This window comes from Nocardia sp. NPDC056564 (assembly GCF_042793755.1).
In the GTDB taxonomy this organism is placed as follows: domain Bacteria; phylum Actinomycetota; class Actinomycetes; order Mycobacteriales; family Mycobacteriaceae; genus Nocardia.
Map to the genome: position 1 here is coordinate 270,868 of NZ_JBHTUR010000007.1, position 15,754 is coordinate 286,621.

Genomic DNA, 15,754 nt, shown 5'->3' on the forward strand with positions numbered 1-15,754 from the left:
CCACAGTAACCGGGCGGGCCGACAGTCATCGCAGTACCTGGCAGACCGATTCCGGTGTGGCGAGGGGATTTAATATCCGCCATGACCAATCCCACACACGAGGTGACCCTGTTGACCAGATCCGGCTGCGGTCTGTGCGTCACCGCGCTGGACCAGCTGCGGACGATCTGCGCCGAGTTCGGCATCGAGCCAGCGACCCTGGATGTGGACGCGGCCGCGGCCACCGACCCCGGCCTGCGCGCGGAGTTCGGCGACCGTTTGCCGGTCGTGCTGCTCAACGGCCGCGAGCACAGCTATTTCGACGTCGACGAGGCCCGATTGCGCGCCGACTTGAGCCGCTGAGGGCTGAGCCCCGGCGCCGGCGGAAGGCGGCGCGACGTCTCCGCGGAGGCGCAGCGAGGCCCGCAAATCGAGTGCTGACTGGTAGCCATGACTGTCCGATTCCGTCGCAGCGCTGGTCGCGACGGAAAATGAGGCCAATTTCACCGACTTTGTGAAGGGCTGCACAAGCAGTTACGGTGGTGGCACGCGGACCCGCTTGCCGAGGCTGCGGGCCCACCGCGTACAGACACCCAGCATCAGCGACACTTCGACCATGGCACCGGACCGTCCCGGGCCAGAGGTCCAGCGACGAACCGGAACCCGATCGGGCCGGAACGAGGAGCCGACGACGTGACAGAGCAGCATGAGGCGCCGAGCGGCGTCTCCGGCAGGGCTCTGCAGAAGGACATCCCGCAGGCCACCGTCGCGCGTCTGGCGACCTATCTCCGGGTCCTCGCCACGTTGGCCGACGAGGGTGTTGCCATCGTATCGAGTGAGGAACTCGCTGTCGCGGCGGGTGTCAATTCGGCGAAGTTGCGCAAGGACCTTTCCTTCCTCGGACCCAATGGCGTACGGGGTGTCGGCTATGACGTAGCCAGGCTGAGGACAAGGATCGAGGATGTGCTCGGCCTGTCGCAGGGACACCGCGTGGTGCTCGTCGGCGCCGGGAATCTCGGCCGGGCCCTGGTCGGTTACGGCGGATTCCAGCGGCGTGGCTTCACCGTGGTCGGCATCTTCGACAACCACCCCGAGGTGATCGGCCTCTCGGTCGCCGGGTTGGTGGTGCGTGACGTCGCCGGGCTGGCCGAGGCGGTCGCCGCGCTCGACCCGACCATCGCGGTCATCACCGTCCCCGACGACGCCGCGCAGGACGCCTGCGACCGGCTGGTCGCGGCCGGGCTGCAATCCATCCTGAGCTTCGCGCCGGTCGAGCTGAGCGCGCCGAGCACGGTCGAGCTGCGCCGGGTCGACCTCGCGGTCGAGCTGCAGATGCTGTCGTTCGAGCGAGTGCGCAACGCGGACAACGCAGCCGAGCCCGCGGCCAAGCCGCCCGAGGTGGCGCGGCCGAGCCGGATCAGCCACCGCGCGCCCACCGCGCACACCTCGGCCGTGCACCAGGCCCTCAAGCATTCGGCAGCCGCGCATACGGCGTCCTCGCACACGGCAACGGAGCCAAGCAGCAAGGGATCGGTGGTTACTCCATGAGCGTTCTTCTGGTCGGGATCTCGCACCGCAGTGCGCCCGTCTCGGTGCTGGAAAAGGTGGCCATCGCCGACGCCGACCGCCCGAAGCTGATCGACCGCATGCTCACCTCGAGCCACGTCTCCGAGGCGATGATCGTCTCGACCTGCAACCGGGTCGAGGTCTACGCCGTAGTCGACGCCTTCCACGGCGGTCTCGCCGAGGTCGGCGACCTGCTCACCAAGCATTCCGGGCTGCCGCTGCCGGACCTGACCAAGCACGCCTACGTGCGCTACAGCGAGGCCGCCGCCGAGCATCTGTTCGCGGTGGCCAGCGGGCTGGACTCGATGGTCATCGGCGAGCAGCAGGTGCTCAGCCAGATCCGCGGCGCGTACGCCTCCGCCGACGCGCAGCAGGCGGTCGGGCGGACCCTGCACGAACTGGCCCAGCACGCGCTGCGGGTCGGCAAGCGGGTGCACTCGGAGACCGGAATCGACCGCGCCGGAGCGTCGGTCGTGTCCGTCGCGCTGGATCGGGCGCAGCAGGTGCTCGGGGCGGCAGCGTCCGGCCAGGGGGAGGCGGCCGGTGTAATCACCGAGGGCTCCGCCGGATCACCCGGCGTGCTGGCCGGGCGGACCGCCGCCGTGGTCGGCGCCGGCGCCATGGGCAGCCTTGCGGTGGCGCATCTTTCGCGAGCGGGCATCGGCCGGATCATCGTGGTGAACCGCACCATCGGCCGGGCCGCGCGGCTGGCCGAGACCGCGGGCACCTACGGCGTGGCCGCCGAGGCGCTGGAACTGTCCCGGCTCCCCGAGGCGATGGCCGCGGCCGACGTGGTCATCACCTGTACCGGCGCGGTCGGCAACGTGGTGACCCTGGCCGACACCCACCGCGCGCTGACCGAGCGCGAGCGCGGCATCGAATCCGCCGCCGCCGAACGGCCGTTGGTGTTCTGCGACCTGGGCCTGCCCCGCGACGTCGAGCATGCCGTCGCCGGACTGCCCGGCGTGACCGTCATCGACATCGAGACTTTGCAGCGCGACCCCGCGGCGGGCGCGGCCGCCGACGACACCGCCGCCGCCCGCGCGATCGTCGCCGACGAGCTGGCCAAGTACCTGACCGGCCAGCGGATGGCCGAGGTCACCCCGACCGTGGCCGCGCTGCGCCAGCGCGCCGCCGAGGTGGTCGAAGCCGAACTGCTGCGGCTGGATTCGCGGCTGCCCAGCCTGGCCGATCCGGAACGTGACGAGGTGGCCCGCACGGTGCGCCGAGTGGTGGACAAGCTGCTGCACGCGCCGACGGTGCGGGTCAAGCAGTTGGCCTCGACGCCGGGCGGCGACAGCTACGCCGAGGCGCTGCGCGAGCTGTTCGAGCTGAAACCGGGTGCGGCGCAGGCGGTTGCCACCCCCATGGAGATCAGCGCGATCGGCGACCACGCGGGCATGTTGCTCACCGACGCCGACATCGCCCTGGCCGACGACTTCACCGCGAGCCAGCAGGGTGACGAACAGGGGCAGCCGGCATGACGGCGCCCAGGAACGGTATGGCCGCGACCCGCGTCCGCGAGGTGCGGGCATGACACTCGTGCAGGAAGAGGACAACGTGACGGCAGGCAGCACGCGCGCGCCGTGGCGGATCGGCACCCGTGGCAGCTTGCTCGCGCTCACCCAGTCGGGCACCATCCGCGACGCGCTGGTCGCCGCGGGGCACGAGGCCGAGCTGGTGGTGGTCAAGACCCTCGGCGATCTGTCCGCCGAGCCCGTGCAGCAGATCGGGGTCGGCGTCTTCACCTCCGCGCTGCGCGACGAACTGGCCGCGGGCACCATCGACATCGCGGTGCACTCCTACAAGGATCTGCCGACCGCGCAGGACTCGCGCTTCACCATCGCGGCCATCCCGCCCCGGCAGGACCCGCGCGACGCGCTGGTCGCCCGCGACGGACTGGTGCTCGGCGAACTACCCGCAGGCGCCAAGGTCGGCACCTCGGCCCCACGCCGCGCCTCCCAGCTGCGCGCGCTCGGCCTCGGCCTGGACATCGTCCCGCTGCGCGGCAATCTGGACACCCGCCTGCGCAAGGTCAGCGACGGTGATCTCGACGCGGTCGTGGTCGCCAGAGCCGGCCTGGCCAGAATCGATCGGCTGGACGCGGTGACCGAGGCCTTGGAACCGGTGCAGATGCTCCCGGCGCCGGGGCAGGGCGCGCTGGCCGTCGAATGCCGCAGCGGGGACGCCGAACTCATCGAGGTGCTCAGCGCGCTGGACGACGCCGCGACGCGCGCGTCGATCGTCGCGGAGCGGGCGCTGCTCGCCGAACTCGAGGCGGGCTGTACCGCGCCGATCGGCGCGCTCGCCGAGGTGGTCGAGTCGATCGACGAGGACGGGCGGATCTTCGACGAACTCTCGCTGCGCGGTTGCGCCGCGGCCGTCGACGGTTCCGACGTGGTCCGGGCCTCGATCGTCGGCGCGCCGGCCGACGCGGACGAGCTCGGCCGGGCCCTGGCCCGCGAACTCCTCGACATGGGCGCGCGCGAACTGCTCAGCGTCGTCGAACCAGGGCCGAGCGGCCCCGAACCGGATGCCGGTTCGAACACCCAGGCGGTGAACGCGCCCGCCACAGACTTCACCCAACCCAGCCCAATGGAGAACAACCAATGAGCGAGCGCAGCGAGCGATTCATGACACAGTGCGCACCGCGCATGACGGAACCGAGCGCCAGCGAGGTGGAGGCATGAGCGGTCGAGCTACCAAGAAGCAGCCAGGTCGGATCCTTTTCGTCGGGTCAGGTCCTGGCGACCCGGCGTTGCTCACCGTGCGCGCCCGTGAGGTGATCGGCCGCGCGACGCTGGCGTTCACCGATCCCGATGTCGACAAGGGTGTGCTCGCCCTGATCGGGACCGCGGTCGAGCCCGGCGACGACGGCGAGCGTCCGGTGGACGTGCGCCCCGCCCTCGGCGAGCCCGCCGAGGTGGCCAAGACGCTGATCGCCGAGGCTCGCAACGGCCACGACGTGGTCCGCGTCGTCGCCGGTGACCCGTTGACCACCGATTCGGTGATCGCCGAGGTCAACGCGGTGACCCGCTCGCACATGGTGTTCGAGGTGCTGCCGGGCCTGCCCAACGGTTCGGCCGTGCCGAGCTACGCGGGCATCGCGCTCGGCTCCGGGCACACCGAGGCCGACGTGCGCGGCGAGGTCGACTGGGCCGCGCTGGCCGCCGCCCCGGGACCGCTGGTGCTGCACGCCACCTCCGGGCACCTGGCCGAGACCGCGAGCGCCCTGGTCGAACACGGCATGGCGCCGCAGACCCCGGTCGCGGTGACCGTGCGCGGCACCACCCGCCAGCAGCGCACCATCGAGGCCACCCTGGCGACGCTGAACAGCGCCGCCTCCGAACTGGTCGGCCCGCTGGTGGTGACCATCGGCAAGGTGGTCGCGTCGCGCTCGAAGATGTCCTGGTGGGAGTCGCGCGCGCTGTACGGCTGGACCGTGCTGGTGCCGCGGACCAAGGACCAGGCGGGCGAGATGAGCGAGCGGCTGGTCACGCACGGCGCCATCCCGATGGAGGTGCCGACCATCGCGGTCGAGCCGCCGCGCAGCCCCGCGCAGATGGAGCGCGCGGTCAAGGGTCTGGTCGACGGCCGCTACCAGTGGGTGGTGTTCACCTCCACCAACGCGGTGCGTGCGGTGTGGGAGAAGTTCGCCGAATTCGGTTTGGACGCACGGGCTTTCTCCGGCGTGAAGATCGCCTGCGTCGGCGAGGCCACGGCGGACCGGGTCCGCTCGTTCGGCATCAACCCGGAGCTGGTGCCCAGCGGGGAGCAGTCCTCCGAGGGCCTGCTCGCCGACTTCCCGCCCTACGACGACGTTTTCGATCCGGTCAACCGGGTTCTGTTGCCGCGCGCCGACATCGCCACCGAGACGCTGGCCGAGGGCCTGCGCGACCGCGGCTGGGAGATCGACGACGTCACCGCCTACCGCACGGTGCGCGCGTCGCCGCCGCCGGCCGAGACCCGCGAGATGATCAAGACCGGCGGCTTCGACGCGGTCCTGTTCACCTCGTCCTCCACGGTGCGCAACCTGGTCGGCATCGCGGGTAAGCCGCACGCGCGCACCATCGTCGCGTGCATCGGCCCGAAGACCGCCGAGACGGCCATCGAATTCGGTCTGCGCGTCGACGTGCAGCCCGAGGTGGCGCAGGTCGGCCCGCTGGTCGAGGCGCTGGCCGAGCACGCGGCCCGGCTGCGTGCCGAGGGTCTGCTGCCGCCGCCGCGGAAGAAGAGCCGCCGCAGCCGCTGATCACGCTCCACCACCCTGCCCGTACCGAGTTCGGTACGGGCAGTGTGCATTTCGTTCATGACCTGGTAGTTGTATCGATATCGGCTGTGCGGCAACGGATTCCGTGTCACATCGACGACCGTGCCCATAGAACTATGGGCAGCTCACCTCTCGGGGTCGCGGCTAGTTTGGCCTGGCGTGTTAGCGCGATCACAAGAGAGAGTTGGTTTTCATGACACGATCGATAGTGCACGTCGGCGCGGCGGCATTCATCACCCTGGGCATCGTATTGTCCAGCGGCGCTTCGGCTTTCGCGGCACCCGCGCCGACTGCCGCGCCCGCCTACATCGATGGATCGACGGGCAGTTCGACCGGTTCGGTGCAGGGTTTGCCCGCGATCGCGCGCGGGTTCGTCTGCCTGCTCAAGACGATGTCCGGCGGGGTCGGCAGCATCTGCACGGTTTAGCGCACATTACGAGCAGGGGCCGACGGCGTACGCCGTCGGCCCCTGCCTTTATCTCGTTGCCTCAGTACCGCTTTCGCAGCAGCGTCCGCACCATCGTGCAGGTGAGATCGGACGGCGGGCGAATGCCGATCACCTCGGCGGTGTGCCGGATGCACTTGTTGTTCGCCGCACTCGGGTTGTACACCCCCGAGTCCAGCAGTGCGATGGTCAGCCGCATCGCCTTGAGTTTCCGATTGTGGCGGACATACCACGACCGCGGGCGCCCCGCGGGCAGCCGCTGCTTCTCCAGCGGTGTGTAGGGACGATCGATGAGGACGGTCTTCGTCGCGGGCACAGGCTTCCCTCCCGTTGCGATCGGGGACTCGGCGAATCCCCTCGAACACTGTTTCGATTATACCAACGAACACCGACAAAAACCGCTGGCCGCAAGGGGTTCGGCGACCCATCGGATCCGGCGGGCGCGTCCAGGATCGCCGCACGTTCGGGGCCCGATCGCTTAGATGTCGTGCAGCAGTTTCAGTGACTGCGGGTGGCCGAGGGCGGCGGCGCGTTCCAGTAGGTGCCTGGCCTCCTGCTGGGCCGGTGTGCGGCCGGTGGCGATGGCGGCGGCGGCGCGCAGGACGCCGGGTTCGGCGAGGTCGCCGGTGAACGGGATGACGTCTTGTTCGCGCAGGAACAGGGCGAGGTGGAACATCGAGTCGGGGTCGCCGGCTTCGGCGCCGCGGCGCAGCCAGTGCTCGCCCGCCTCGGTGTCGCCGTGATCGAGGTGCAGGGAGCCGAGGATCGCCATGGCGTCGGTGCGGCCGCGGCGCACCGCTTCGGCGAGTAGCTCGACGGCCCGTTCGGTGTCGCCGCGCCGGGCCATGTAGAGCCCCAGAGTTCGCATGGCCGTGGGGTTTCCGGCGCAGGCCGCACGTTCGTACCACGCCTCGGCCTCGTCGTTGCTGCCGCGCCGATTGGCGACAACGCCCATGTTGCACAACGCTTCCGGCGATCCCGCCTCGGCCGCGGGACGCAACCACCGCTCGGCCGCATCGATGTTGCCGCGCTCCAGATGCAGCAGCCCGAGTTGCAGGTCGGCGCCCGCGCAGCCCGCGGCGATCGCGGACTCCAGCCAGTGGACCGCGTCGGCGATCCGCCCGTGCGTGCCGAGCAGCAGGCCGAGATCGGCCATCGCGCTCGCGCTGCCCCGCTCGGCGGCCGTGCGGAACCAGTGCTCGGCCTCGGTCAGCTCGTGGGCGTCGCGCAGCAGATGCGCGAGCTGCTCCATCGCGCCGAGGTCACCGCGCTCGGCGATCGCGCGCAGCGTGGCGCGCCTGCGTTCGTGCGCGGTGGGCGCGGGATCCGGGCGCGGGTCGCGGAACAATTGCAGGCCGAACGCATCCACCGGATGGTCGTCGTCGGGCAGCTCACCGCGTTCCCGGCTGGCGATCGAGGCGCTCCACTCGGCGAACCGGTCGTCCTCGGGCCCGATCTCGATCATCCCGTTGGCGATGGTCCCGTCCGGCTGCTTGCCCTGCCACGGAATCAGCAGCCGCCCGTCGGGCAGCCGGCGAGCGCCAGGGGCAGGCTGCGTCATCGCGCATCACAGCGGGTCATCGCGGGCCTTTCACGCCGGGTCGGGTGTGCCGTGCCGATAGCCGTTGGCCTCGGCGTACTCGGCGAGTTGCGACTCGTAGCTGCTCAGGCTGTCGAGCAACCAGGTGTCTCCAGTGTCCTTCACGACCACGATCGGCCCCTTGGTGCCCGGCGAAAGGGCCGGTGCGGTGCCGTCGGTGTACCAGGACGTGGTCGACCACGGAAAGACGAACGCCCAGCCGACATCGGAGACGTGCCCCTGCGGACCGAGCTGGAACGGGTCGACCGGAACCGCGAACCGCGCGCTGTGCTGAGCGAGCAGATGCCGGGCGCTGTTGCGCGCGATCCGGATATCCAGCGGCCCGGTGGTGGTGTTCGGGAACGGCAGCGTCGCGTCCGGCATCGCGCTCAGCTGCCGTCCCGCGGCCACCGAGACCTGGCACGGCCTGCTCTGCAGCCGCAGGAAGATCGTGTGTGCGGTGTCGGAGAAGCGCAGCTGCACGGTGGCGTCCTCGGTGTGCCCGACCAGATGCCTGCCCAGGCTCTGGGTCAGCTCGCGCTCGTCCGGCGTCATGCCCAGATCGTCGAAGGCGCGCCGGGCCACTGTCATCAGCTCCGGCTCGGCGAGCTGGCGCGCGATGAACTCGACGCGGAAGATCTGCCCGCTGCCGTCGGCGGCCCGCCACGCGCGCAGCGTCGTCGCCGGTGCCGTGAGTCCGCCGGTGAGCACCGGCCACCAGTCCGAAAGCAGTACCGCGACCCACGACTCGAAGTCGGCGGCTCGGGCCAGCGAAATTTCGGTGTGCGGTTCGGTCATGCTGTCCCCCAGGGGGTCTCGCCCTCCTGTCGGAGTATGCGCCATCGGCCTGCGCGGCAGGTGTGATTTCGCACACCGTTGCGCGCGATCCAGGGTCGATCCGCGCGTTTTGTGCATGCTGTCCAGGCGCGCCGGGCTAGTGTCGTGGCGAAACGTCCAGCTCCGGTGCGGCGGTGCCGAAGCACCCGCCCGCCCAGGCGACGGGTGCTCGCGACAGCCACCGGCGCCGGGCGTATCGTGCGGTTATGACCGGATTGGACCGCCCGCGGCGGTTGCGCCGTACCCCCGCACTGCGTCGTCTCGTAGCCGAAACCACGCTCGAGCCACGGCAATTGGTGTTGCCGATGTTCGTGGCCGACGGCCTGGACGAGGCGCGGGAGATCAGCTCGATGCCCGGCGTCTACCAGCATTCGATGGACTCGCTACGCAAGGCGGCGGTCGAGGCGGTGACCGCGGGCGTCGGCGGCCTGATGCTCTTCGGCGTGCCCCGCCACGAGGACAAGGACGCCACCGGCAGCCAGGCCAGCGACCCGGACGGCATCCTCAACCGCGGCCTGCGCGCGCTGGCCGACGAGGTCGGCGAGTCGACCGTGATCATGGCCGACACCTGTCTCGACGAATTCACCGATCACGGCCACTGCGGCGTGCTCGCCGCCGACGGCTCGGTGGACAACGACGCCACCCTGCACCGCTATGTGGAGATGGCGCTGGCCCAGGCGGCCTCCGGCGCGGACCTGCTCGGCACCAGCGGCATGATGGACGGCCAGGTCGGCGCGATCCGGCGCGGGCTGGACGCGGTCGGCCGCACCGACACCGGCATCCTGGCCTACGCGGCCAAGTACGCCTCGGCGTTCTACGGCCCATTCCGGGAGGCTGTCGCCTCGTCGCTGGAGGGCGACCGGCGCACCTATCAGCAGGACCCGGCGAACCGCCGCGAGGCGATCCGCGAACTCGAGCTGGACCTGGCCGAGGGTGCGGACATCGTGATGGTGAAGCCGGCCATGTCCTACCTGGACATCCTGCGCGACGTCGCGGACCGCTCGCCGGTCCCGGTTGCGGCCTATCAGATTTCCGGTGAGTACTCGATGATCACCGCGGCCGCCGAGCGCGGCTGGATCGATCGCCGCGGCGCCATCCTCGAGTCGCTCATGGGCATCCGGCGCGCGGGCGCGGATTTCGTGCTCACCTACTGGGCGACCGAAGCCGCGCACTGGTTGTCGTGACGAATCCGCCGGGACCGATCGGCGCCGCGCCCGCACCCGCGCCGATGCCGGTGGACGTCGGCACCGCGCGGCAATTGTGGTGGGGCGTGGTCGGATTCGGCGTGGTGCAGCTGATCGCGTCGGTGGTGGCGGCGCTGTCGCAGCGGCACACCTTCGCCAAGGAGGTCTTCGACCAGGCCAGGGAAAAGGACCCGCAGGTCACCCTGGCCAGCGCCGAGCTGATGGTCGCGCTGGTCTACATCGTCGTGGTGTTCATCGGACTCGGCGTCGCCGCGCTCGCGCTGCTGATCGTGCACCAGTTCGCCCGCGGCAAGCTGTGGGCGCGCACCATGCTGACCATCGCCGGAGCGTGGCTCGTGGTGATCGGGGTCGGCGCGCTGTTCGCGTTCGGCTCGGTGACCGGCACCGCCTCACTGGTGGCCGGGGGTGCCGCGATCGTGCAGGCGGTGCTCGCCGGCGGTGCGATCTACCTGGCGCACCGGCCGGAATCGACGGCTTATTTCCAGGTGAGCCGACGATGAACGGTTGGTGCCCGAATTTGTCGGGGCAACGCCGGCATGTATCGTGAGGGTTGTCACAGTGGACATGGGAACCGGTAGTTGCTTGTCAGACGTTGTCACACCTCGCGTGCGGGAACTCGTCGAAAGGCTCCGGGGAATCGGAGGCATCGATGCGAGTGGTGATCCAACAGCCGCAGAGCATTCGGCGGGAATTGGCCGTGTTGAGCCTGCTGATCCTGTTCGGCGTCGTCACCGTCGCCGTGTTGCTGTTGCCCGGACTCACTCGCTGATTTCCCGTTCCGCCTTGCCGATTCGCGACGCGGTGGGCGTCGCGTGAGCGAGCGGCCGGACGATTCCGGCATTCTGTTCGCCGAACCGGGCGCGCGCTGGCGCACCGTCGCCTACGGCCCCGTGCTGTGCCTGATCATCTTCCTCGTGGAACTGGCCACCGGTAGTTCCGTGCACTGGTTCGCGCTGCTGTTCTGCGGCTCGCTGATCGCCATGTTCGTTGTGCTGCAAGTGATCGCGGGCCGGCGCCACGTCAGCGTCGAGCTCACCGCCGACACCCTGCGCGAAGGCACCGAGACCCTCCCGCTCGGCTCGATCGGCGCCGTGCTGCCCGAACGCGACGAAGACGCCTGGGACGAGGAGGACTGGGAACAGGCCCGCGCGCTCGGCGAGCTGAGCGGCGTACCCCGCCGCCGCACCGGCATCGGCCTGCGCCTGACCGACGGCAGCCTGGTGCAGGCGTGGGCGAAGGACCATCGCACCCTGCGCGCCGAATTGACCACGGCCATCGGCCAACCGCCCGAAGCGGACGAGCCGGCGACCGAGCCCGACGACAAGCACAGCGAGAACGGAGTCGACCGATGAGGGGATCGATCACGGTGGCCGCCACCGAACTCGGCGTGGTGGTGCTCGGGCTCGTCGCCGCGGTGCTGAGCTGGCGGCAGGGCATCGAGAAGACCACCTTCGCCGCCATCGGCCAGGCGCCGGAGTTCGTCGCGACCCGCTACGTCACGCCGTGGCTGCTGCTCGCCGCGGTCCTGGTCGCGATCGCGGGGCTGTGCGCCATCGACGCGGTCGGCCGCGTGGTGCGCGTGCGCCGAGACCGCTGACGCCGCACCCGTTTCGGTTCGCCGATCGCGGGAATATCGGAGCCATGAAACCGACAGTCACCTTCAAGCGGACACTGCTCGGTGCCGCCGCCGTCGGCATGATCGGCGCGGCAACGGTGGCCCCGGCGGTCGCCGCGCCCGCCGAGGTTTCCCCGGCGCCACCGGCCGCGGTGGTGCCCGCCCTGGTCCAGACACCACCGGCACCGCTGCTGCACGCGCTACCCGCCCCGCTGGCCTGCCTGGTGACCACCGGGTTCGCCCTGTGGTGCATCGGCATCACCTGAGAAATCGGTTGATGCGGAGCAGGGTCGGGCCGGCGTCGACTAGCGTGCAGGGCGCCGGGCGGCCCACTCGCGGCCGCCCGCGCGTTGTCAGGATTGTCTCTGTGGCCGTTAGTATTTCGGCCGTATTCGTGTGCCGACCAAGGAATAGGGATTGATGAACCGGCTTGCTGTGAAAGTCTGTGCCGCACTGGCGATATCCGCCGCGATCGGGATCGGCGCCGCGCCGGCGGGCGCGAACCCCGGACTTCCGCTCGAGCCCGCGGGCGCGGTCGACGTATCGACCGGCCAGGTCGACGCGCCGGTGCTGGTGCCCGACTCCGGTTCCGCGGGCCCGTACAACGCGTTCATGTGTTACCTGCACACCATTTCGGCCCAGGCGCCGTGCATGTACAGCTGAGCCCCGCTCAGCTCCAGTTCTGATACATGTCGAGCACGCGGCCGTTGCGGGTGCCAGGGGCATTGACGAAGAGGGTGATCGTTCCGTCGGAATGGTTGGCCGCTTCCATGATCGCCTGCCGCAGCGACGCGTGCACGCCGCCGTTCTCGTCCTTGTAGATCCCGGTGTCCGCCTTGAGGCCGACGCCGATCCGGTTGAGCGGCACGAACATGGTGACGATGGCCGGGATGGGCCCGTCGGCGATCGTCTGGGTCTCCTCATGACTCAGTTGCAGACCGATCCGGTCGGGCTGCGCGACCGGTTCCACCGCCGCGGCGGGGCCCGCGCCGAACGCGACGGCCGCTCCGACGAGCGCGGTGGAAACAGCAGCACTGAACAGGGCAAACCGCATAGAAATCCTCCGGGGCAGATGAATGGTGACGCCCGAGATTACGCATCGGCAATCTCACGGCGATCGAATACGGCGTAAACAGCTTCTCGGCGTGTTGCGGTCTGCGTCACCACCACTACACCCTGTCGTCGACTCGTTTCGACGGGGCTGAGACACTGGAGGTCGTGAGTTCTTCTCCGCGCGTGACCAGCGCATCGGTGCCGGTTTCCGCTCAGCTCTTCGACCGGGCTTGTTCGGCGATTCCGGGGGGCGTCAACTCCCCGGTGCGGGCCTTCAACTCCGTCGGCGGCACACCGCGATTCATCGCGTCCGCCCACGGCTACACCCTCGTCGACGCCGACGGCAACGAGTACGTCGACCTGGTGTGCTCGTGGGGCCCGATGATTCTCGGGCACGCGCATCCCGCGGTGGTCGACGCGGTGCAGCGCGCCGCGGTCGGCGGCCTGTCCTTCGGCGCGCCCACCGAGGCGGAGATCGAACTGGCCGAGGCCATCATCGACCGGGTCGCTCCGGTCGAGCGGGTGCGCCTGGTGAACTCGGGCACCGAGGCCACCATGAGCGCGGTGCGGCTGGCCCGCGGCTACACCGGCCGGGCCAAGATCATCAAGTTTTCCGGCTGTTACCACGGCCACGTCGACGCGCTGCTCGCCGACGCGGGCTCCGGCGTGGCAACCCTCGGGCTGCCGACCTCGCCCGGCGTCACCGGCGCACAGGCGGCCGACACCCTCGTCCTGCCCTACAACGACCTCGAGGCCGTCGCCGCCGCGTTCGCCGCGCATCCGGACTCGATCGCCTGTGTGATCACCGAGGCCGCCGCGGGCAACATGGGCACGGTGGCCCCGCTGCCCGGCTTCAACGAGGGACTGCGCACGCTGACCGCCGAGCACGGCGCGCTGCTCATCATGGACGAGGTGATGACCGGGTTCCGGGTGAGCCGCGCGGGCTGGTTCGGCCACGCGGGCGTCACCGCGGATCTGTACACGTTCGGCAAGGTGATGAGCGGCGGGCTGCCCGCCGCCGCGTTCGGCGGCCGCACCGAGATCATGAATCACCTGGCCCCGCTCGGCCCGGTCTACCAGGCCGGAACCCTCTCCGGTAACCCGGTGGCGGTCGCCGCGGGGCTGGCCACGCTGCGGGCCGCCGACGACGCGGTGTACGCCGCGCTGGACCGCAACGCGCAGCGCCTGGGCGCGTTGTTCGGCGAATCGCTCAGTGCCGCGGGCGTCGAGCACCAGGTCCAGTTCGCAGGCAATATGGTGAGCGTGTTCTTCGCCGAACGCCCGGTCACCGACTACGCCACCGCCAAGGCCAGCCAGACCTGGCGCTACCCCGCGTTCTTCCATGCCCTGCTCGACGGCGGCGTGTACGCGCCGCCGAGCGCGTTCGAGACCTGGTTCGTCTCCGCGGCGCTCGACGAGGACGCGTTCGACCGCATCGCCGCCGCCCTGCCCGCCGCCGCACACGCGGCCGCGGCCGCCACTCCCGAAGGATCCCGCGCGTGAGCTCCGATCACGATCAGCCCGAGGCCGACCCGCGCGAGCTAGCGCAGCCCGCCACCGATTCCGCCGTCATCGACGCGGGCGCGCAGTTCGCCGCCGCCGCGTCGGGCCCGGCCGAGCAGATTCCCGCGCTCGACGAAAATGCCGGTGCGGCAACGATTTCGGAGTCGAAGCCGAAGCCGGCGCCGGACGGCGATCCGGTCGAGACGATCGTGCACGTGCTGCGCCACGGCGAGGTGCACAACCCGAACGGGATCCTCTACGGCAGGCTTCCCGGCTTCAGCCTGTCGGTGACCGGTCGCTCGCAGGCAGGCGCGGTCGCGCGGGCGCTGGCCGATCACGACATCGCCGTGGTCATCGCCTCGCCCCTGCAACGGGCCCAGGAAACCGCGGAACCGATCGCGGCCCAGCATCAGCTGATCGTGCGCACGGACGAGAACCTGATCGAGGCGGGCAACACCTTCGAGGGCCTGCGGGTCTCCGTCGGTGACGGCGCGCTGCGCAAGCCGCGGCACTGGTGGAAGCTGCGCGACCCGTTCACCCCGTCCTGGGGCGAGCCGTACCTGCAGATCGCGCACCGGATGCTGGCCGCGGTGAACAAGGCGCGCGTCGAGGCCGCCGGGCGCGAGGCCGTGCTGGTCTCGCATCAGCTGCCGGTCTGGACGCTGCGCCGGTTCCTGCAGGGCCAGCGTCTCTGGCACGACCCGCGCCAGCGGCAGTGCTCGCTCGCGTCGCTGACCTCGCTGGTCTACCACGGCGACACGCTCGTCGACATCGTGTACTCCGAGCCCGCGGGCGGTTCGGACCCCTCGGTACACGGCGCATGATCGACCGCACCGCGTCCGCTGCTCCGCCTGCCGGTTCGGCCAGGCGGGCCGCCACCGTTCTGCTCGCCTGTGCCGGCCTGGTCGCCGCGCTGGCCGGCTGCTCGGGCGGTAGCGACGCGGTGGCGTCCGGCGGCACCTTCGAATTCGTCTCGCCCGGCGGCAAAACCGAGATCTTCTACGACCCGCCGAGCGCGCGCGGCACCATCGGCAAGCTGTCCGGGCCGGATCTGATGACCAAGGGCAAAACCACCTCGGTCGAGGATTACCCGGGCAAGGTCGTGGTAATCAACCTGTGGGGGCAGTGGTGCGGACCCTGCCGCGCGGAGTCGCCCGCGCTCGAAAAGGTTTATGCGGCAACGAAAGACAACGGCGTCGCCTTTCTCGGCATCAACGTCCGCGACCCGCAGCAGGACAAGGCGCAGGATTTCGTCGTAGACAACAAGGTCGAATATCCGTCCATCTACGACCCGTCCATGCGCACCCTGCTCGCCCTCGGTGGGAATTTCCCGACCAGTGTCATTCCCACCACCCTGATCTTGGATCGTCAGCACCGCGTCGCCGCGGTGTACCTGCGCCCCCTGCTGGCCGACGATCTGCAACCGATTGTTCAAAAAATCGCCTCGGAGGAAGCACAGTGAATCGCGATCGTCGTACCCGTAGCCTGCGTGCCTGTCGTCCCCGGCAGGGCGCCCGCCGAATCGGTGGCGCCTGGGCCGTGGACGACCGATGGAAGGGCATAGCCACGGTGCCGCGCAGTGTCGCGGCGGACTCGCTGCTCGACTTCGGTGTGCTGTTCGAAGAGACCACGGAACAGCGCGTCGTGCTGCGCGGCGACACCGACCCGGCCGCGGAGACGCCGGAGGGGGAGGGCGTGTGAA

At 70.2% G+C, this 15,754-nt stretch carries 20 protein-coding genes; 16 read left to right on the forward strand and 4 right to left on the reverse strand.

Annotated elements, in window-relative coordinates:
• Positions 1-81: 81 nt before the first annotated feature.
• The 6 genes from ACFQ9K_RS20290 to ACFQ9K_RS20315 all read left to right on the forward strand — a co-directional run bounded on the left by ACFQ9K_RS20290 (position 82) and on the right by ACFQ9K_RS20315 (position 6,242).
• Positions 82-342 carry a glutaredoxin family protein gene (locus ACFQ9K_RS20290; protein WP_378724809.1) on the forward strand — a complete coding sequence of 87 codons (261 nt, stop codon included), beginning with the start codon at positions 82-84 and terminating at the stop codon, positions 340-342.
• Between the two features lie 330 nt (positions 343-672).
• Positions 673-1,527, forward strand: a complete 855-nt coding sequence (locus ACFQ9K_RS20295) for a redox-sensing transcriptional repressor Rex (RefSeq protein ID WP_378724807.1) — start codon at positions 673-675, stop codon at positions 1,525-1,527.
• Positions 1,524-3,029, forward strand: coding sequence for a glutamyl-tRNA reductase (locus ACFQ9K_RS20300; RefSeq protein ID WP_378724805.1), 1,506 nt, complete (start codon positions 1,524-1,526; stop codon positions 3,027-3,029). The genes ACFQ9K_RS20295 and ACFQ9K_RS20300 overlap by 4 nt, the downstream gene beginning before the upstream one ends.
• 49 nt (positions 3,030-3,078) lie before the next feature.
• Complete coding sequence (hemC, locus tag ACFQ9K_RS20305) at positions 3,079-4,158, forward strand: hydroxymethylbilane synthase (protein WP_378724803.1); 1,080 nt, start codon at positions 3,079-3,081, stop codon at positions 4,156-4,158.
• A 73-nt stretch (positions 4,159-4,231) separates the two neighbouring features.
• Positions 4,232-5,797 (forward strand): uroporphyrinogen-III synthase, encoded by a 1,566-nt coding sequence (locus ACFQ9K_RS20310; protein WP_378724801.1) that lies wholly within the window; start codon positions 4,232-4,234, stop codon positions 5,795-5,797.
• A gap of 211 nt (positions 5,798-6,008) precedes the next feature.
• The gene (locus ACFQ9K_RS20315; protein ID WP_378724799.1) at positions 6,009-6,242 is read left to right on the forward strand and encodes a hypothetical protein; all 234 of its coding nucleotides are present in this window, start codon (positions 6,009-6,011) and stop codon (positions 6,240-6,242) included.
• Positions 6,243-6,303: 61 nt separating this feature from the next.
• Here the strand turns inward: ACFQ9K_RS20315 and ACFQ9K_RS20320 are convergent, their stop codons facing one another.
• The 3 genes from ACFQ9K_RS20320 to ACFQ9K_RS20330 all read right to left on the reverse strand — a co-directional run bounded on the left by ACFQ9K_RS20320 (position 6,304) and on the right by ACFQ9K_RS20330 (position 8,637).
• Positions 6,304-6,576: a hypothetical protein gene (locus ACFQ9K_RS20320; RefSeq protein ID WP_378723263.1), complete on the reverse strand. Its 273-nt coding sequence runs from the start codon at positions 6,574-6,576 to the stop codon at positions 6,304-6,306.
• A gap of 162 nt (positions 6,577-6,738) precedes the next feature.
• Positions 6,739-7,821 (reverse strand): tetratricopeptide repeat protein, encoded by a 1,083-nt coding sequence (locus tag ACFQ9K_RS20325; protein WP_378723264.1) that lies wholly within the window; start codon positions 7,819-7,821, stop codon positions 6,739-6,741.
• 30 nt (positions 7,822-7,851) lie between these two features.
• Complete coding sequence (locus ACFQ9K_RS20330; protein WP_378723265.1) at positions 7,852-8,637, reverse strand: hypothetical protein; 786 nt, start codon at positions 8,635-8,637, stop codon at positions 7,852-7,854.
• A 245-nt stretch (positions 8,638-8,882) separates the two neighbouring features.
• Between ACFQ9K_RS20330 and hemB the strand changes: the two genes are divergently transcribed.
• The 6 genes from hemB to ACFQ9K_RS20360 all read left to right on the forward strand — a co-directional run bounded on the left by hemB (position 8,883) and on the right by ACFQ9K_RS20360 (position 12,159).
• Complete coding sequence (hemB, locus tag ACFQ9K_RS20335) at positions 8,883-9,860, forward strand: porphobilinogen synthase (protein ID WP_150399819.1); 978 nt, start codon at positions 8,883-8,885, stop codon at positions 9,858-9,860.
• On the forward strand, positions 9,857-10,381 hold the full coding sequence (locus ACFQ9K_RS20340) for a hypothetical protein (protein ID WP_378723267.1): 525 nt from the start codon (positions 9,857-9,859) through the stop codon (positions 10,379-10,381). Before hemB ends, ACFQ9K_RS20340 begins: the two co-directional genes overlap by 4 nt.
• A gap of 312 nt (positions 10,382-10,693) precedes the next feature.
• The gene (locus tag ACFQ9K_RS20345; protein WP_378723269.1) at positions 10,694-11,233 is read left to right on the forward strand and encodes a hypothetical protein; all 540 of its coding nucleotides are present in this window, start codon (positions 10,694-10,696) and stop codon (positions 11,231-11,233) included.
• Positions 11,230-11,478 (forward strand): hypothetical protein, encoded by a 249-nt coding sequence (locus ACFQ9K_RS20350; protein ID WP_378723271.1) that lies wholly within the window; start codon positions 11,230-11,232, stop codon positions 11,476-11,478. The genes ACFQ9K_RS20345 and ACFQ9K_RS20350 overlap by 4 nt, the downstream gene beginning before the upstream one ends.
• A 44-nt stretch (positions 11,479-11,522) precedes the next feature.
• Complete coding sequence (locus ACFQ9K_RS20355) at positions 11,523-11,762, forward strand: hypothetical protein (protein ID WP_378723272.1); 240 nt, start codon at positions 11,523-11,525, stop codon at positions 11,760-11,762.
• 154 nt (positions 11,763-11,916) lie between these two features.
• A complete protein-coding gene (locus ACFQ9K_RS20360; protein WP_378723273.1) occupies positions 11,917-12,159 on the forward strand; it encodes a hypothetical protein in 243 nt (80 codons plus the stop codon).
• 7 nt (positions 12,160-12,166) lie between these two features.
• Here ACFQ9K_RS20360 and ACFQ9K_RS20365 read toward each other — a convergent pair whose 3' ends face one another.
• Positions 12,167-12,550 carry a hypothetical protein gene (locus ACFQ9K_RS20365; protein ID WP_378723275.1) on the reverse strand — a complete coding sequence of 128 codons (384 nt, stop codon included), beginning with the start codon at positions 12,548-12,550 and terminating at the stop codon, positions 12,167-12,169.
• Between the two features lie 164 nt (positions 12,551-12,714).
• On the opposite strand from ACFQ9K_RS20365, the gene hemL reads away from it, so the two are divergent.
• The 4 genes from hemL to ACFQ9K_RS20385 all read left to right on the forward strand — a co-directional run bounded on the left by hemL (position 12,715) and on the right by ACFQ9K_RS20385 (position 15,753).
• Entirely contained in the window at positions 12,715-14,052 is a 1,338-nt protein-coding gene (gene hemL, locus ACFQ9K_RS20370) for a glutamate-1-semialdehyde 2,1-aminomutase (protein WP_378723276.1), read from the forward strand.
• A 155-nt stretch (positions 14,053-14,207) separates the two neighbouring features.
• Positions 14,208-14,876: a histidine phosphatase family protein gene (locus ACFQ9K_RS20375; protein ID WP_378723293.1), complete on the forward strand. Its 669-nt coding sequence runs from the start codon at positions 14,208-14,210 to the stop codon at positions 14,874-14,876.
• On the forward strand, positions 14,873-15,514 hold the full coding sequence (locus tag ACFQ9K_RS20380) for a TlpA disulfide reductase family protein (RefSeq protein WP_378723277.1): 642 nt from the start codon (positions 14,873-14,875) through the stop codon (positions 15,512-15,514). The genes ACFQ9K_RS20375 and ACFQ9K_RS20380 overlap by 4 nt, the downstream gene beginning before the upstream one ends.
• The gene (locus ACFQ9K_RS20385) at positions 15,511-15,753 is read left to right on the forward strand and encodes a hypothetical protein (protein ID WP_378723278.1); all 243 of its coding nucleotides are present in this window, start codon (positions 15,511-15,513) and stop codon (positions 15,751-15,753) included. Before ACFQ9K_RS20380 ends, ACFQ9K_RS20385 begins: the two co-directional genes overlap by 4 nt.
• The last annotated feature ends 1 nt before the right edge of the window (position 15,754 follow it).

Bases quoted from the DNA above. Each gene is read 5' to 3' on its own strand.
- ACFQ9K_RS20365 (WP_378723275.1), bottom strand. From the start codon at position 12,550: ATGCGGTTTGCCCTGTTCAGTGCTGCTGTTTCCACCGCGCTCGTCGGA.
- ACFQ9K_RS20300 (WP_378724805.1), top strand. From the start codon at position 1,524: ATGAGCGTTCTTCTGGTCGGGATCTCGCACCGCAGTGCGCCCGTCTCG.
- ACFQ9K_RS20315 (WP_378724799.1), top strand. From the start codon at position 6,009: ATGACACGATCGATAGTGCACGTCGGCGCGGCGGCATTCATCACCCTG.
- ACFQ9K_RS20325 (WP_378723264.1), bottom strand. From the start codon at position 7,821: ATGACGCAGCCTGCCCCTGGCGCTCGCCGGCTGCCCGACGGGCGGCTG.
- ACFQ9K_RS20290 (WP_378724809.1), top strand. From the start codon at position 82: ATGACCAATCCCACACACGAGGTGACCCTGTTGACCAGATCCGGCTGC.
- ACFQ9K_RS20380 (WP_378723277.1), top strand. From the start codon at position 14,873: ATGATCGACCGCACCGCGTCCGCTGCTCCGCCTGCCGGTTCGGCCAGG.
- ACFQ9K_RS20355 (WP_378723272.1), top strand. From the start codon at position 11,523: ATGAAACCGACAGTCACCTTCAAGCGGACACTGCTCGGTGCCGCCGCC.
- hemB (WP_150399819.1), top strand. From the start codon at position 8,883: ATGACCGGATTGGACCGCCCGCGGCGGTTGCGCCGTACCCCCGCACTG.
- ACFQ9K_RS20310 (WP_378724801.1), top strand. From the start codon at position 4,232: ATGAGCGGTCGAGCTACCAAGAAGCAGCCAGGTCGGATCCTTTTCGTC.
- ACFQ9K_RS20350 (WP_378723271.1), top strand. From the start codon at position 11,230: ATGAGGGGATCGATCACGGTGGCCGCCACCGAACTCGGCGTGGTGGTG.
- ACFQ9K_RS20330 (WP_378723265.1), bottom strand. From the start codon at position 8,637: ATGACCGAACCGCACACCGAAATTTCGCTGGCCCGAGCCGCCGACTTC.
- hemC (WP_378724803.1), top strand. From the start codon at position 3,079: ATGACACTCGTGCAGGAAGAGGACAACGTGACGGCAGGCAGCACGCGC.
- ACFQ9K_RS20360 (WP_378723273.1), top strand. From the start codon at position 11,917: ATGAACCGGCTTGCTGTGAAAGTCTGTGCCGCACTGGCGATATCCGCC.